Raw genomic sequence first — 16657 nt, forward strand, 5'->3', positions numbered from 1 at the left:
TGTTCTTTGAACTGAAGCCGTGCATGCTGAGGTCATGACTACTGACATGACTTTTCCGCGTGTGCGGCTTTCTCAGTTAGTGGGGGTGTGCAGCGAGGATTCCCGCGCTGAAGTTGGCGCCTGGCAGGACGCGCATCCCCACACTGACCTTTCTGCAGCTCTCGATGCTGTTGTTGCAGATTCACACGTTGCTTCGGCTTCGCATGTTGCTTCGGCTTCGCAGGCTGTTCCGGTCTCGCAGGCTGCTTCTTCTGCGCGCGATGCTGAGCCGCAGGCTTCTGCGCATCGCAGTTCTCCGCCTTCGCGCAGTCTCTACCTCTCGCCACACAGTTCACACTCGCTACGCCGATCGTCTTCTTTGCGCGGTTCGCATAGTTCATGGGGCTCTCATTCTTCGAGTGAACGTACGCATCTTCTTCCGCGCTTAAGTTGGCGAGCGCCCAGTGCACTCGCGCTCATCTGCTTATTGACGCTCGCTCTCACCTGCTCACTCACGTTGCTGCTCATTCAAGCGCGCAACAACACGGATTTTCTCATCTCAACGGCTGAAGTTTCAGCTGGAGAAACGAAAACTCGGCGAGGCACGATCGGCTACGGTCAAGATAATTCTCCCGGCGCCGTCACTGATTCTTCTGCGAACTCAGGCTCTGGAAATAGCTCCTCAGCCGCTTCTTCCGCGCAATCCGATTCGCGGCAGTCTTCTTCGCTCTCATCCAGCTCGCCGTCATCCAGCTCGCCGTCATCCTCTTCGCAGGCGCCTTCGTCGGCACCTTCTTCACAAGCGCCCTCTTCGCAACCCGCAGACTCATGCGCAACAGGCATCTGCGTGGACGGCAAAGTCAACCTCAACACCGCGAACGAGCAGCAATTGCAAACGGTCAAAGGCATCGGCCCGCAGCTGGCCAGCAAGATCATCACATTGCGCAACCAAACCGGCAAACTCACCAGCCTCGACCAGCTCGACAGCATCCCCGGTATTGGCCCGAAAATGCTGGAGAAATGGAGGGATTCCCTTGTCGTGCGTTAACGAAAACGGCTCCCGCGATTACCGCCTCCTGCCACCCGCACTCGCCCTGTGGCTGGTCGCCGCCCTGCGCCTCAGCCACATCCTCTCGCTCAAATTCGGCCTTCTCATTGCGCTCAGCTTCCTGCTCATTCCCGTAGCCCTCGAGATTATCAGGACGCGTTATTCTCACAGCACACCTTTCACCGCCTGGTTTACTCACATGCTGAGCTCCCAGCTGGCTGTCACGGCGCTCGCACTGGTGATCATGCTCATCAGCTGTGAAGTATTGCTGATGAACCAACGTTCCGACCCGCTCATTCAGCTCGTCGCCAGTTCTTCACAACAAGCCTCTCACCACACGGTGCAACAAACTGCGCACAATTCGTGGCGATATTCAGCCCAATTCGCCACACAGCGCAAGAAAGCATCAACTGCGCGCGAGCCGGTGCGGATCACCTTTGAACTCACTACTCCAGCTCTGGCAACGGCGAAGAAAGGCTTCGACTGCTATGCCGATGCCCGAGCTCTCAGCCTTCAACGCGCCCAGATTGTCACTGCGTCCTCAGCTCGAATCCGCATCTTTGCAACAGGCGCGCTGTGCCAGGCAGGAGTTGCGCAAGTGTGGAGTATGCCAGTGAAGCTCAGCCTTCCCCAATATGGAAATCAAGACGCCTGGGCCATGAAAAAAGAAGCGAAAACATCTGCTTCAACAGCACAGGGGAGTAGCTCAGAGAATAGTTCAGCGAGCAGTTCAACGGGCAGTTTTGCTGGTAGTGCAACTCAACCGCTTTCCTACCGAGTGCGAGCAGCACCAGCCTTTCGTACTCGCATCGCCTCACTGCGCACTGCCTTCCTTCGCCAAACGCGGAAGCTCCCACCCACACAAGCGATTCTCGTACCTGGTGTCACGATGGGAATCAGTGGGGCAGATGTGCTGAGCTCTCACCATGCTGACCTGCACGAACGAGAAGAAGAGCTCTCGCAATGGTTTCGCGAAGCAGGAATCATCCACCTTCTCGCCGTCTCAGGCGGGCACTTGGCATTGATCAGAGAGTGGGCAAAAAGACGCTTAGCGTGTTCCCGCCTGTGGGCGAGCATGAAAGTGATGATCAGCCTCGCGCTGGTACTAGCATGCGCAAGCCTGCTCTTTCCCTCTGATTCTTTGCTCAGAGCTGTGGTCATGGCCTGCTTCACCAGCGTGGCACTCCTCAGAGGTCGCCCCGCGCAAAGCCTTTCTGCTCTGTGCTGGAGCGTCATGGGGGTGTTAATCTGTGCGCCATATTTGGCTCTCAGTGTGGGCTTCGCCTTCTCTTGCGCTGCAGTCGGTGGAATCATCCTGCTCGCTCATCACTGGGCACAGCTGATGAGTAAAACGTGGCTCTTGCGTGCCCTGGGTTTCAGTGCGAAAAGCCGAGAGAAACTCGGTGAAAGCTTGGCTCTCACCATGAGCGCGCAGGTGGCGATACTTCCTGTGCAGATGCTCATGCTCGGCCAGATGGGAAGTTCGATGCTCGTTGCTGTGCTCGCGAACTTTCTCGTCACACCGGTGGTGAGCGTGGCCACTATTGCGGGATTGCTTTCCTTGCTCACCAGTTGGCTTCTTCCGTGGTTGGGTTTCGCGTTTGCGGCAGTTAGTGGTGTCTGTTGTGAGGTGATGGCGTGGGTGGCGCACTTCGCTGTGTCGCTGCCACACTGAACGCATATTGAAGGCACATCGAACGCGCACTGAGAGAGGGAATCACGCCGTCAGCTGCTTGTAACCCCGGTCGAATTACCATAGAGGAAGAAGGGAGAATGATGGCTCAAACAGTGCAAACACCAGCCTTGAGCGTGATCAACGGTGGGGATGAGTTCCTCAATTCACGTCAAGCACGGCAATTACGTGACCACTTACGCGGCGACATGCCCGAAGCAGAGATCATCTCCCTCGACGCACAAGATGCCAGCGCTGCAGACCTGTGGGAAGCAGCATCACCATCCCTGCTCTCCACGCAGTCGATTGTCATCATTGATAATCTGGACAAAGCCAGCGACGAACTGGTTGACGCGCTCGTGAGTTTCGCCCAGGAAGCGAAGAAAACGCACAACCTCGATAACCGCGTGATTGCGCGCAAACCCCAAGGCCAAAAAGGACAGGGTATTCTCAACCAGCTTTCTCGCGCAGGCGCTCAGGTTATCGCCGTGGCCGACTTTGACGTCAACGCCGAGTTCACCGCACATCAGCGCACAGTGACAGCTCAGGCAGCGCAGCGCATTCGCGATGTTCTGGGCTCCGATTCGGGCGCAATGGCCGCTCTCGTTGATCAATTGTGTGACGATACGGATGCCAACCCCGTCGATATCGCCCAGGTTGACCAAGTGTTGGAAGGCTCTCCTGAGGTCACCGGCTTCCAGATCAGCGACGCCGCATTCTCGGGTAATGCTGCTCAAGCGATCGTGGCTTTACGCGATGGGCTTTCTCACGGCATTGCTCCTGCTGCCATCATTGGAGCGCTTGCTGCACATTTGCGTCAGCTCACGTTGAGCGCCGTCGACCCGCGCAAGCTGCCGAACGGGGTGTTTCGCTCCGATTGGGTGAGAAACCACTATCGCAAGGAGTCGCAAGGCTGGACGAGCCAGGGGATTATCGCCTGTTTCCGAGCTCTCGCGCAAGCGGATAGTGATGCGAAATCTTCGGGTGCAGACCCTCTTTATCGTTTAGAGAGTGCTGTGGAACTGATTGCTCGTAAGGGAAGGTAGAAAATGGCACAGTTTGATGCCAATGGTTTTGTGGTCAGTGAGGAATTGCCGGCAGGCACTCCCGTTCTTACGCTTTCCGCCCCTACCGCCGAAGCAATGCGCCAGATTGGCATTGCGCTTGCTCGCCAGCTCACAAGCCAAGATGTTGTGCTGCTCTCCGGGCCACTGGGCGCGGGGAAAACCACTTTCGCCCAAGGAATTGGCAAAGGCTTGGGAATTGACGAGCCAATCGTGTCGCCTACCTTCACCATTGCTCGCGAACTGGATGGGCATTTCGCCTCCGGTGCTCCTGCACACTTGGTGCATGTGGATGCGTATCGCATCGGCGGTGTCATGCATGCGCCGGGTAACGACACGATGGGTGCGCTGATGGATGAGCTCGAATCCTTAGGTTTGGATGAAGAGCTCGAAGACCCTTCCGAAGGCACGGTGGTGCTGATGGAATGGGGCGAGCATATGGCTGGAATTTTGGCTGATACACGCCTCGAAGTTCATATTCACCGCAGCGAAGGAAACGACGAAGAAGACAGCACGGAGCTCAGTGCTGATGGAGAGCGCGTGGTCTCCATTGTTGGCGTGGGCTGGGGTGAGCGCTTTGATAATCTCAAGCGAGCTTTACAAGAAGTGAGTGACTGATATGAAGAATGTTCTCGTCATCGATACTTCCTACGGATTGAGCGTGGGAGTGGCCGGACATGAGCCTCTCACCCTCACCGACTCGCGCAAACACGTCGAGCAAATCGAGCCCAGCATTGCCAGCTCCTTGCAGCAAGCTGGCCTTGAGCCAACCCAGTTGAGCGATATCGTTGTGTGCACTGGCCCCGGGCCTTTCACCGGCTTGCGCGCGGGCATTGTGGCGGCTCGTGCTCTCGCATTTGCCACGGGTGCGCGTTTGATTGGTCAGTCGATTATTCCTGCTCAAGCAAGCTGGTATGCCTACCAAAACCGCGAGAACACGCCTTACTATGTGCTTTCGCTCAACGATGCTCGCCGAAAGCAGCTGTACTGGCAGCTCTTCCAAGTCGTGGATGGCGAAGCCCTCGCCTCTTCGGTGATGGATATTGCTTACCCGGCAGATATTGCGCAGCGGGTGAGCTCGATCATTGCCAAAGCGCAAGAGGATGCTGACCAGCAGATTGGCTTTGTTCTGCCGTCTTCGCCTGCGCGCTTGGTAGTCGTGGGCCATGGCAGTGCAAAGTATGCTGCCGAATTTGAAAAACTAAGCAGTGATAATCTCGCAGTGGTTATTGATACTGACCAGTCGCTGACGCAAGAAAGTGCCGATTCGCTGGAGTTTATGGCCCAGCTGGCTGTTGCTGAGGCGGATAACCGTGAGGCGAGGGGTGAGCAGCCGCCAAGCAGCGAGCCGTTGTATCTGCGTCGTCCTGATGCTGAGCTTCCGGGAGTTCCCAAGCCTGTGTTGGAGGGTAAGAATCGTGAGGCTGGCCAGGCGACTGCTGACGAGCTGTTGCCTCTGAATTTGAGGGCTCAGGCGCCGCAGACGCAGAAGCAGGCGGCTCAAGAGGCGCGTGATTTGGCGTGGAGCGAGTGGGATAAGGATGATCTCAAGCGTTTCGCCACGAAGACCGACCCTGGTGTGGATGATCCGGATGATCCAGACGAGTTGGAAACCTTCTCGAAGAAGAGTTCGCAAGCCGGCGCGGATCAGTTCAGTGATGAGATGAGCAACAGCATTCAGCACGGCGGCAAGCGTGACGGTGCGCAGCGCGTGATCCGTCGCGCTACGTACGCTGATATTCCACACATCCAGCAGTTGGAGGCTGAGGCTTTCGGCCCAGTCGGCTGGGATTCTCAGTTCCTGGATAAGGAGCTCGCCAAGCCTGATCAGGACCGCATCGTGGTGACTATCAACAAGGAGATTGCAGGGTTCGCTGCTTCGTGGACACGGCAGAAAGGGGAGAGCATGATTCTCGACGTGTGCGTGTTCACTGCTTTCCGTCGTCAGCATGTTGCGAATGATCTCATGCTCTGGCTGCTGGATGATGCTGTGGCAAAAGGTCAACAGTACATGCTGTTGCAAGTCAAAGTGGTCAACCATGCGGCTCAACAGCTGTATCGTCAATTCGGTTTCGAAATCACACGCCGCATTGAGCATTACTACCTTCCTTATGAGGATGTGGATGCGTTTGAAATGAGGAAGGACCTGTCAACGTGGGCAAGTGAGCGCAGTCAATTTACATGCGCTTCCCAGCTTGCCAACGACTGCACGCCGGGGCAAGGCAATCCGATTCGCGAAGCTCAAGCTGACACGCGCCACGCTGAGGTAAGCGGTGCAGATGCGGGAAACGATACCGCTGGAAACGCCGCTCAAAACGCTGATGAGAAGGGGGAGGAGAACTGATGGCTGAGCCAATCATCCTGGGCATCGAATCAACCTGCGACGAAACAGCAGCGGGAATCGTACAAGGAAACACCCTTCTTGCCAACGTAGTTGCCAGCTCTATGGATATGCACGCTCGCTACGGCGGTGTGATTCCGGAAATCGCCTCGCGCGCGCATGCAGAAGCCTTCGTTCCTGTGGTGCAGAAGGCACTCGAGTCAGCAAATCTCGATTTGAGTGATATCGACGGCATTGCTGTGTCCGCAGGCCCGGGCTTGGCCGGCTGCTTGGCTGTGGGAGTTTCTGGTGCGAAAGCCCTCGCCTTGGCTGCGAATAAGCCGATTTACGGTATCAACCATGTGATCGGCCATATTTCCGTCACCCAGTTGCAGTTTGGAGCAATCCCAGAAAATGCGCTGGCACTCATTGTTTCGGGCGGGCATACTTCGCTGTTGCAGGTGAAAGATATTGCTCGCGATGTGCGTATTGTGGGCACGACGTTGGATGATGCAGCAGGCGAGTGCTTCGATAAAATTGCTCGCTTGCTGGGTTTCCCCTACCCTGGAGGCCCTCATATTGACCGTCACGCGAAGCTCGGTGATAAGAATGCTTTGCGCGTTCCTCAAGGTTTAACGAAAGGAAACGCGGGCAAGCAGCACCCGTATGATTTCTCCTTCTCCGGTGTGAAAACCGCCGTGGCTCGCTGGATCGAACAGCGCCAGGAGCAAGGTGAGCCAATTCCCGTCGATGACGTGTGCGCTTCCTTGGCTGATTCGGTGGCAGACGTGCTCTCCGGTAAGGCCATGAAAGCATGCAAGGCCCTCGGCTCGGATACCCTCATCGTGGGTGGCGGCTTCTCGGCGAACTCTCAGTTGCGCGAAGCCTTGCTGGCCAAGGGCAAACAGCAGCATGTCGAAGTGAGATTACCACGTCGAGAATTGTGCACGGACAACGGTTCCATGGTTGCCATGCTCGGTTCGAACCTCATGAACGCCGGTGTTGAACCATCCCCGCTGGATTTCTCGATCGACTCAGCCATGGCTCTTGACCAGATTGTGATGCACTGAATTCGGCATTCGGCATCATTCGGCATTCGGTGTTGGCGGTGGTGGGGGTGGTGTAAGTGTTCGCGTAGCCCTTACAGCTTCGCCAACCTTTGCTTGCTCGTCGGGGCAGGGAAGGCAGAATCCAGAGCAGCGAAATCGTGTTCATCGAGCTCGAGTGAGCCGGAGTGAAAATCTTGGACCAAATGCTCCGGGTTAGCGCTCTGAGGAATGGCGAGAGTGTTGCCATCGCGCACACACCAGGCCAACATCACCTGCTGGGCAGAAGCGTGATGACGAGCAGCAACCTTCTTCACTTCAGTGTTGTTCACCATCACGCGCGTACCCGCAGGGCCGCCATCGCCCAACGGAGAGTAAGCCATCAAAGGGATGTGATGGTCGCGAAGCCAAGGCATGAGGTCATGATCCATACCGCGATTCGCCAAGTTATACAGGTTCTGGTCACACGCGCACTCCTCGCCATAGGGCACGGCCAGCAACTCTTGCATATCCGCGACATCAAAGTTGGACACACCCCAATGACGGATCAAACCCTCCTGCACAAACTCGTGCATCTGCTGGGCAACAAGAGCGAGATCTGCCGTGGAGCGCCAATGCAGCAGGTACATATCCAGATAATCTAAGCCCAAATTGTGCAACGAGCGGGTCAGAGCCGTGCGCATCAGCTGCGGGCGGGCATTCGAGGGCAAAACCTTCGAAACGACGAAAACATCCTTGCCTTGCGCGCGAGCAGAACGAGCAGCAGCACCCGCCACACGCTCCGAAGCTCCATTGCCGTACATTTCTGCCGTATCGAGCAGCACGAGGCCCGCGTCGAAAGCGGCGTCGAGAGCGCGGCGTTGTGCGTGAGCATCGATACCCTCGCCGATACCCCACAGGCCTGCGCCGATGACAGGCATTTCTCTGCCAGCAAAGCTCAGAGTTTTCATGCTGATAATCCTCCCCTTTGGCTTCTTTCCTATGCTAGTTCGCCAGCCAGAAGGCTTTCGCCATGCGGCCCCGGCGTGCATGAAAGTTCAGTGAAGGCTCGACAAGCTAGCGTGGTGAAGTGTGCTCTCGTAACATGCCTCATTACAATTAAGCAGAGTAAACAGTGCAGAGAGGGAAGTGAACATGAGCGCTCGAGATTGGAATGACGAGTACACCAACTCGAATTCAACCGTGCCCACGCGCGGAATGGTTCCGGGTTCTGATGAAGAGCGTGAGATGCTCAGTGCTCAAGCCAGCGGCGACCTGTATGCAACAGTCGAAACGCGGCGCAGAAGCGTCCCTGAACTCGTCAAGCTCATCATCGCCGTGCTGGTAATCGCCCTGGCTATGGGCGGCGGCTGGTATTGGTTCACCTATAAGCGCCATATTTCTGTTGTTGTTGACGATAAGGATGTTTCTGTTCCTGCGTCCACAACGGTTTCTGAGCTGCTGACCAAGAATAACTACTTTGGTGTTGCTCATGGCGATCTGCTCTCTATTACGGGCCAGGTGTTGAAGAAAGGTGCTGGCTCGGCTCCTGAGGTTGTTTTAAACGGCCAGATTATCAGTGACGCCACAGCCAAAACCACGAAATTGCAGCGTGGAGACGAGTTGAGCTTGTCTGCCGGCGGCAATTACACCGAAGACCATGATGTGACGCGCACGCCAATCGAACCGGGCTTGCAATTTAACCCCGGTGGCACGGTGCAATACGTGAAGGTGCAAGGAAAGCCGGGCTACCACGAAGTGTGGGTGGGCAAGCTTTCCCATGAAAAGGTGGATAAGGGCGAGGTGAAGAAGCCTGTCGATACGATTATTGACTCGCTCAACCCCAATCCTGAAGGCGACAAGATGTACATCGCTCTCACCTTCACTGACGGCCCCGATCCCTCGAACACTCCTGCCATTTTGGATGTTTTGAAGCAAAACGGCGCTCATGCCACCTTCTTTGACAACGGCGTGCTGTCCAAGGACAACCCGGATATCGAAAAGCGTGCTGCTAGTGAAGGCAACCAGGTTGCTTCGCACACCTGGAGCAACCAGGACCTCGTCGTCATGCAGGATAACCCGAAGGGTGTTGCCGAAGAGGTGAGTAAGGGCGAGGAGCAGACGAGTAAGGCTGCCGGCTATAAGAAGACGAATCGCATGATCCGCGTTCCTTATGGCTCGTATTCCAAGGAAGTATGGCAGGCGATCCACAAGACGACGTCCTCAATCGTCATGTGGGATGTTGATACCGGTGATTTGTCGGCTATTGGTGCGCAGACGATTGCCAATACGGTGATCAGCCGCGCTCACAATGGTTCTATTTTCGTTTTGCACGATAACGGCGGTGGCGCTCAGGTTCCGCAGGCCTTGTCCATTCTGATTCCTCGGCTTAAGCAGCAAGGCTATGAGTTCGTCACGATGAAGGAGATGCTCGCTAAGGATTCTCGCTTCCCGAAGAATGTTGCTGAAGCCCTGCCGATGGAGTGATGTGCGCAAAAATGATGCGCACGAAAAGCCTGTGTGACAGCACCTGTGTGAAAGTGACTGTGTGAAAGTGACTGTGTGAAAGTGACTCGCAGCCGCATAAAACAAGTGCCCTGGTACCACGCGGTATCAGGGCACTTTCCTTTTCCGTTGAACCGTTCGCTGCCGTGATTCAGCCGTTGAACTGAATTCACCACCGCAGCGGCGGCGAGGCAGCACTGATAATCTTTAGAAACTGATAAGCAGAGCTGACTGGCCAGAAATGCGAACCGAAGAGCTTTCCTCATCGCAAATTCCCGAACCGACGAGCGCGGTGACGTGCGACATATCGCCCAACTCAACGCCCTGAAGCTCAAACTGCTCGGTGTCGCGACCAGGGTTGACCACCAGAAGCATCCTCTGCGTACCATCCTCACGCAACACGGCCAAAGAGCGGTAACCTTCCTGAGCAAAGACGATCTGCGTGTCGCTCGCTGCCTTCAGAGCTGAATGCGAGTGGCGCAAGAAAATGATCTGCTTGACATAGCTCAGCAGAGAATCCTCATCGTCAATCTGCTCAGCGACCGTCGGCGCATCCTCGCTCGGGTCCACCGGCAAGTACAGCTTGTCGGCAGAAGCAGAGGAGAACCCCAGATTATCAGTGCGATCCCACTGCATCGGCGTGCGAGAACCAGTACGGGCGAAACCACCTTCCTTGCTCACAAGCTTTCTAAAGTTCATGCCAATCTCATCGCCGTAATAGACGAAAGGAACACCAGGCATGAGCAACAAGAAGGCCAAAGCAACACGCCTCTCCCTCTCACTCAAACGAGGAGCGAGACGAGGAGAGTCATGGTTGCAGGTGATGAAGCTGAAGAAGCCCAAATCCTTCGTGTTCTCATATTGGGGCTGATAATCTGCCAAAAACTCGAGAGGGGAATGGCCAGAGTCAGCATTGAAGTAACTCAAGTCGTTATTGTGGTCCAGCTGGTCAGCGGCGCGACGCACCAGAATGTTGTAACCATTAGGAACCCAACCCCAATCGAGGTAGAAGTCCATGTCGAAACCAGCCTTGAGCGACTGCCACGGGCGCGACCATTCCGAAACAAAAGCAGCCTCAGGGAATTCCGACTTAATCGGGGCGAGCATACGACGCCAGCTCTCCACCGTCTGCGACTTCTCATTATCGTCATTCTTGACCAGAGAATCAGCCATATCGACGCGGAAGCCGTCAGCACCCTTGCTCAGCCAGAAGCGCATCACGTCACGCATTGCCTCACGAGTGGCGGTAGGGGCGGCATCATTGATGTCCTTTTGCCACGGCTTGCTCGGGTTGCGGTAGCCATAGTTAAGAGCGGGCTGGAAGGCGAAGAAGTTGACAATATAAGCGCCGTCACGCTGGGTGGTGCCGGAGATGAAAGGCATGCCATCGCCATTTTCGAACGCGCTACCAGTCCAAATATAACGCTCGGAGAACTCGCCGCGAGCAGCAGGGTCTGGGTTTTGGGAGGCCTTGAACCAGGGGTGGTTGAGAGAAGTGTGGCCAGGAACGAGGTCGAGCAAAACCTTGATGTTACGACGGTGGGCTTCGTCGAACAGGCGCACGAGGTCGTCATTGGTGCCGTAGCGTGGGGCAACCTTCATAAAATCGTCGACGTCGTAGCCAGCGTCTTGGAAGGGGGAGGAGAAGCACGGGTTAATCCACAAAGCGGTGAAGCCCAGGTTGGAAATGTAATCGAGGTGGTCAATGATGCCGGGGATGTCGCCGATGCCATCGCCGTTCGAGTCAGCAAAGCTCTGCGGGTAGAGTTCGTAGAAAACAGCGTCGTTGAGCCAGCTGGCGTGGTGGCTGAGAGCTGCACGCTGATCGGGGCGCACGAAATCGCTCGCTGGGGTAGTTGGAGAAGTCATGAAAGCCCTTTCATCATTGGAGGGATGTAGTGATTACCAGTTTACGAAGACTATATGAACCGTGGAAGCGGGTCGGACTGGTGAGGTAAGTGAAAGGGCGAGGTGATACCCCTTTGAGCTCGACACGCCAAGGAGTGAACAGGGCAATTGTGAAGATTATTTCTTGTTGAAAGTTCTATTAATAGTACGACTGCAAACAATTGCAATGCAAAAGACGACGCTTGAACGGCATTTGTGAAATTCCAAGAAAAATTGACAACGCAAACGGTATATTTTTACGCAAAAATCCATTACAATGACAAATGTTTTCCCGGAGGTTATCCGGCAAAGTTGCAAACGATTGCCTCAGGGAACGGAAAGGTTATTTATTCTCGGTGAACGAGAGGTTGGAGATCAGAGATGATCAATTCTAAGAAGATCGTTGCCTTGCTCGCTTCTTCTGCAATGCTCGTTGGTCTTGCTGCTTGCGGTAACTCCGATGCCAAGGGTGGCAATGGCGGTGAATCCAAGGACGTCAAGCTTTTGGTGTGGACTCCTCAGGAGGACCAGAAGGCTGGCTGGATCCAGAAGGAAGAGAAGGCCTTCGAGAAGGCTCACCCTGAGTACAAGATCACGTGGAGCAACAAGGTTGTCTCCGAGGGCGACACTGGTAACACGGTGAAGAAGGATCCAGCTGCTGCAGCAGATGTGTACCTCTTCGCAAACGATCAGCTCGGTGCTTTGGTTGACAGCAACGCAATTGGCGAGCTCGCTGATTCTGTTGCTCAGCAGGTCAAGAGCGATAACGACCAGTCCATGGTTGACTCTGTGACCGACAATGGCAAGCTCTATGGTGTTCCATTCACTGGTAACACCTGGTTCATGTACTACAACAAGTCCAAGGTGAGCGAGGCTGACGCAAAGAACCTCAACACCATGATGGATAAGGCAAAGGTTTCCTTCCCAATCGATAACTCGTGGTACATGCCAGCATTCTACTATGCAAACGGCGGCTCCCTGTATGGTCCAAAGGGCAACGACGGTAAGGCCGGTGCAGACTTCGGCGGCGACAAGGGTGCAGCAGTCACCAAGTTCCTGGCTGAGAATATTGCTAACGGCAAGCTCGTCGACGACGCCAACGGCTCTGGTCTCGCAGGCTTGGCCAACGGCTCTGTTGACGTGATCTTCTCCGGCACCTGGGATGCAGAGAACGTCAAGAAGGCTCTCGGCGACAACTATGCAGCAGCTCAGCTTCCAACAGTCACCATCGATGGCAAGGAAGTGCAGATGAAGAGCTTCGCAGGCTCCAAGGCTGTTGCTTACAACCCATCCTCCAAGTTCCAGAAGGCTGCTGCTCAGTTCGCAGCATTCCTCGGCTCCAAGGGTGCTCAGCTTGATCACTACGAGATGCGTGGTGTTGTTCCAACCATCAAGTCCCTGCTGGACAACGACAAGGTGAAGGGCGATATCGCTGCTAAGGCACAGGCTGACACTATTGCTAACACTTCCGTGTTGCAGCCAACCATCACTGAGATGTCCAACTTCTGGGATCCAACCCAGAACTTCGGCAAGGCTCTTGTTGAGAAGTCTGTCACCCCAGACAACGCAGCTCAGAAGACTGAGGACTGGGTCAACCAGCTCAACAAGAAGTGAGCACTTCACAGCTCAAGCTGTGATTCTCACACCTCTGCAGGCTTCGCTTTATGAGTGAAGCAGTGAGGAAAGGCACGTCACAGCAGTGGCGTGCCTCTTTTGTTTTGTAATAGTATTGTGATTATTCTGAAGAGTGGGAGAAACCAAGAAGTTTATCCGCGCTCCCACTCCTGCGTGAAAGGTCTGATATGGCTGAAACTGCAGTTGCGCCAAAGACTGGGCACGCACGTGTTCGTAAATCAAAGAAGATGGGGAAGGGATACATTCCCCCTGACCCATGGACGGTACGTGCAGCTCTTTCACATGGTGACATTTTCACTCGTCTTTCCGTTGTGATCTGGGGATTGGGTAACCTCGTACGCAAGCAGTTCTTCAAGGGAATCTGCTTCTTGGCTGCTGAGGTTGCTTCCATCGTGTGGATCATTCTCGGTGCTGCACCAGCACTCAAAGAGTTGCCAGGTTTGGGTACCGGCAAGGTCATTAAGGTCAAGGATGCCGATGGCTTCTGGCAGACCAAGGTACCAACCCCATCCGTAGTCATTCTTCTCTACGGGGTCTCATCTGTCGTCCTGATTCTCTTGATCATTTGGTTCTGGTCGGTCGCCATCCGCTCCGCCTACAAGGCTCAGATGCTTGCGCAGAGCGAAGGCCATGCTCCAACTTTCAAGGAAGATTGCCGCGACCTGCTCTCCGGCCGTGCATGGCTGACTTTGATGACCCTGCCGACGCTGGGCATCTTCATCTTCACTGTGTTGCCATTGGTCTTCATGATCTCGATGGCGTTCACCAGCTATGACGCGGAACACCCGTCCAAGTTCGACTGGGTTGGTTTGAAGAACTTCGGCACACTCTTCTCTACCAAGGGAACCACCGTTAATCTGCCGATGTTCATGGATGTGTTGGTGTGGACGCTCGTGTGGGCATTCTTCGCCACCTTCCTTAACTTCTTTCTGGGCATGTTCTTGGCTATGGTCATCGAGCGCCCAACCACCAAGCTCAAGGGCTTCTGGCGTGGTCTGTTCTCCATGTCCATCGCTGTTCCACAGTTCGTCTCCCTCTTGGTGATGAACCAGATGCTGCAGCAGGACGGCGCTATCAACCGCCTTCTGATGAACTGGGGCTGGATCTCTCAGCCGCTGCCATTCTTCACGGATGTGACCTGGGCTCGCACGACGGTGATCATCATCAACCTGTGGGTAGGTATTCCATTCACCATCATGCAGATCACCGGTATTTTGGAGAACATTCCTGCCGAGCTGTACGAAGCAGCAAAGCTCGATGGTGCTAACTGGTGGCAGCGTTTCATGAACGTGACCATGCCATACATCATCTTCGTGCTCACGCCATACCTGATCACCACCTTCACGGGTAACGTCAACAACTTCAACGTGATCTACCTGCTCTCTGGTGGCGCTCCAACACCTGTTGGCGCTTCTGCTGGTAAGACCGATTTGCTGATTACCTGGCTGTACAAGCTGACGGTGGATAAGAACAACTACAACATGGGCGCTGTGATCGGTATCTTCACCTTCATCGTCCTGGCCGTTGTCTCTTTGATTACTTATCGCTCCAGCGGCTCCTACAAGAATGAGGAGGCATTTAGGTGAGTAGTGCAACTGTTTCTTCCAAGGCTTCCACAAAGACTAGCGCTGCCCAGTCGAGCCAAGTTCCCGAGAAGAACGTCTATGGCCGTCGTCTCGCCGGTGATATCGCCAGCTATGTGCTGCTGACCATCCTCGGCATCATTTGGATCGTGCCAATCGTGTGGGTGTTCATGGAGTCTTTCAACAAGAATCCACAGCCATACCAGACGAGCTTCTTCCCTAAGCAGTTCTCGCTGGATAACTACGTGAAGCTGTTCACGGATACCTCCAGCTTGGACTTCCCACGCATGTACATGAACACACTCATCATCGCAATCTTCACCTGCGTGATCTCCGTGTTCTTCGTCCTCGCGGTTGCTTACTGCATGTCGCGTCTGCGTTTCCGCATGCGTCGCACCTTCATGAACGTCGTCCTGATTTTGGGCATGTTCCCGGCCATCATGGCCGTCGTTGCTATCTACTTCATCTTGAAGGCAGTTGGTCTGACCTCTTCGAACACGACGATTATCGCCTTGATTCTCGTCTACTCTGCAGGTTCTGGTGCAGGCTTCTACGTCATGAAGGGCTATATGGATACCATTCCCTTCTCCCTTGATGAGGCTGCTCGTCTTGATGGCTGCAATAACTGGCAGGTTTTCACCAAGATTATCATTCCGATTGCTCGCCCAATGATCGTTTACCAGGCAATCGTTTCCTTCTTGGGACCATGGCTGGACTTCGTTCTGGCAAAGGCAATCGCTACCACGGCTGACGGTTACACCGTTTCTCTCGGCTTGTGGAGCATGCTGCAGAAGGAATACATTCACACTTACTACGCTCGCTTCGCAGCAGGCGCAGTGCTCGTGTCGATTCCTATCGCCATCTTGTTCATGGTGATGCAGCGCTTCTACCAGGAGTCCATGTCTGGTGCAACCAAGGGCTGATGACTTGGGCGCGTTCTCTGTGTTTGACTGGTTTGATGTGTGAGCTGCATGTCACTGTGTGAGCTGCAGTCAGCCGGTTCTGGTGAATGATGAAAGGCCGTTTCCTCGCGAAGCGGCCTTTTTTCTGCCCAATTTCGCTAAGCTGGTATGCAGTAAGGAGGAGAAGATGGATAAACACTACAAGGCAATCTTCTTCGATTTGTATGGAACGCTGATTGACGTATGGACCGAAGAAGAGGCGGATCTTACCTTTGAAACCTTCTTTGCTTGGCTCAATTCTCAAGGAGCACAATTTTCTACTCCTGAAGAAGTGCATAACGTCTACTCGCAGGCTCTTGCCCAAGTTCAGGCTGCCCTTCCTGGCGGAAAGGAAGACCTCGACCACGAATTCGATGTAGCCCCTGTGTTTGCACGAATTTTACGTGCCGGGGGCTTCGGTGATTCTCAGATTTCTGAGAAGTTTGTTGCTCGCGCAGCCTGGAACTTCCGCATGGCATCGAACCTCAGAATGAGGGCATTCCCCAGTGCGGCGAAATTGCTGGCATTACTCAAGGCATGGGAGATTCCCACCGTGCTCGTGTCGAATGCACAGGCGCTGTATACCCGCCCCGAGTTGGAAGAATGCGGGTTGGCGCATAGCTTCACGCATATCTTGATCTCCTCCGAGCAGGGCGTGAGAAAACCGGGGAAGCAATTCTTCCAGCGTGCTCTGCAGTTGGTGCAGTGTCAATCGGAAAGTGTGCTCATGGTGGGAAATGAGGAGCTCAACGACATCGTAGGAGCCAGAAAGGTGGGGATGGATGCCGCTTACCTGCAAACGCTGAAGCCTGAGTGGGGACAGCCGTATATTTCTCCGACGGCAGTGATGAGCTTTGCAGGCGCTGACTACCGTAATCTGGCATTTTTCATCGCGCGCTGCAACGAGTTGAGTGACGAGCAGGTAGCGATGATCGATGAGTATCTGCCGCACAACTGAGCCGAAGCAAGCGGGAAGTGAGCGGTAAGTACCCAAACAA

At 54.7% G+C, this 16657-nt stretch carries 13 protein-coding genes; 11 read left to right on the plus strand and 2 right to left on the minus strand.

From position 1 onward, the window contains the following. Positions 1-34: 34 nt before the first annotated feature. From AEAE_RS01835 to tsaD, 6 genes are all read left to right on the plus strand, one after another. Positions 35-1027 carry a ComEA family DNA-binding protein gene (locus tag AEAE_RS01835; RefSeq protein WP_148139939.1) on the plus strand — a complete coding sequence of 331 codons (993 nt, stop codon included), beginning with the start codon at positions 35-37 and terminating at the stop codon, positions 1025-1027. Then, positions 1014-2702, plus strand: a complete 1689-nt coding sequence (locus tag AEAE_RS01840; RefSeq protein ID WP_094689464.1) for a ComEC/Rec2 family competence protein — start codon at positions 1014-1016, stop codon at positions 2700-2702. The genes AEAE_RS01835 and AEAE_RS01840 overlap by 14 nt, the downstream gene beginning before the upstream one ends. Positions 2703-2800: 98 nt before the next feature. Then, positions 2801-3745: a DNA polymerase III subunit delta gene (gene holA / locus AEAE_RS01845; RefSeq protein WP_094689465.1), complete on the plus strand. Its 945-nt coding sequence runs from the start codon at positions 2801-2803 to the stop codon at positions 3743-3745. A 96-nt stretch (positions 3746-3841) separates the two neighbouring features. After that, a complete protein-coding gene (tsaE, locus tag AEAE_RS01850) occupies positions 3842-4381 on the plus strand; it encodes a tRNA (adenosine(37)-N6)-threonylcarbamoyltransferase complex ATPase subunit type 1 TsaE (protein WP_094690066.1) in 540 nt (179 codons plus the stop codon). 1 nt (position 4382) lies between these two features. Next, positions 4383-6107: a tRNA (adenosine(37)-N6)-threonylcarbamoyltransferase complex dimerization subunit type 1 TsaB gene (tsaB, locus tag AEAE_RS06765; RefSeq protein WP_244569635.1), complete on the plus strand. Its 1725-nt coding sequence runs from the start codon at positions 4383-4385 to the stop codon at positions 6105-6107. Beyond that, positions 6107-7153 (plus strand): tRNA (adenosine(37)-N6)-threonylcarbamoyltransferase complex transferase subunit TsaD, encoded by a 1047-nt coding sequence (gene tsaD, locus AEAE_RS01860; protein WP_094689466.1) that lies wholly within the window; start codon positions 6107-6109, stop codon positions 7151-7153. Before tsaB ends, tsaD begins: the two co-directional genes overlap by 1 nt. 71 nt (positions 7154-7224) lie before the next feature. Here the strand turns inward: tsaD and AEAE_RS01865 are convergent, their stop codons facing one another. After that, positions 7225-8079, minus strand: a complete 855-nt coding sequence (locus AEAE_RS01865) for an aldo/keto reductase (protein ID WP_158520466.1) — start codon at positions 8077-8079, stop codon at positions 7225-7227. 184 nt (positions 8080-8263) lie between these two features. On the opposite strand from AEAE_RS01865, the gene AEAE_RS01870 reads away from it, so the two are divergent. Continuing rightward, complete coding sequence (locus AEAE_RS01870) at positions 8264-9595, plus strand: polysaccharide deacetylase family protein (RefSeq protein WP_094689468.1); 1332 nt, start codon at positions 8264-8266, stop codon at positions 9593-9595. Positions 9596-9820: 225 nt separating this feature from the next. Here AEAE_RS01870 and AEAE_RS01875 read toward each other — a convergent pair whose 3' ends face one another. Next, complete coding sequence (locus AEAE_RS01875; protein ID WP_094689469.1) at positions 9821-11482, minus strand: alpha-amylase family glycosyl hydrolase; 1662 nt, start codon at positions 11480-11482, stop codon at positions 9821-9823. Positions 11483-11881: 399 nt separating this feature from the next. Here AEAE_RS01875 and AEAE_RS01880 point away from each other — a divergent pair, with 399 nt between their 5' ends. The 4 genes from AEAE_RS01880 (at position 11882) to AEAE_RS01895 (ending at position 16617) form a co-directional block, all read left to right on the plus strand. Next, a complete protein-coding gene (locus tag AEAE_RS01880; protein ID WP_094689470.1) occupies positions 11882-13114 on the plus strand; it encodes an extracellular solute-binding protein in 1233 nt (410 codons plus the stop codon). A 188-nt stretch (positions 13115-13302) separates the two neighbouring features. Continuing rightward, positions 13303-14721, plus strand: a complete 1419-nt coding sequence (locus AEAE_RS01885; RefSeq protein WP_094689471.1) for a carbohydrate ABC transporter permease — start codon at positions 13303-13305, stop codon at positions 14719-14721. Next, the gene (locus AEAE_RS01890; protein WP_094689472.1) at positions 14718-15641 is read left to right on the plus strand and encodes a sugar ABC transporter permease; all 924 of its coding nucleotides are present in this window, start codon (positions 14718-14720) and stop codon (positions 15639-15641) included. The genes AEAE_RS01885 and AEAE_RS01890 overlap by 4 nt, the downstream gene beginning before the upstream one ends. Positions 15642-15807: 166 nt before the next feature. Beyond that, a complete protein-coding gene (locus AEAE_RS01895) occupies positions 15808-16617 on the plus strand; it encodes an HAD family hydrolase (protein WP_094689473.1) in 810 nt (269 codons plus the stop codon). Positions 16618-16657: the final 40 nt, after the last annotated feature.

The sequence above is a fragment of the Aeriscardovia aeriphila genome (assembly GCF_002259595.1).
GTDB classification, from domain to species: Bacteria; Actinomycetota; Actinomycetes; order Actinomycetales; family Bifidobacteriaceae; genus Aeriscardovia; species Aeriscardovia aeriphila.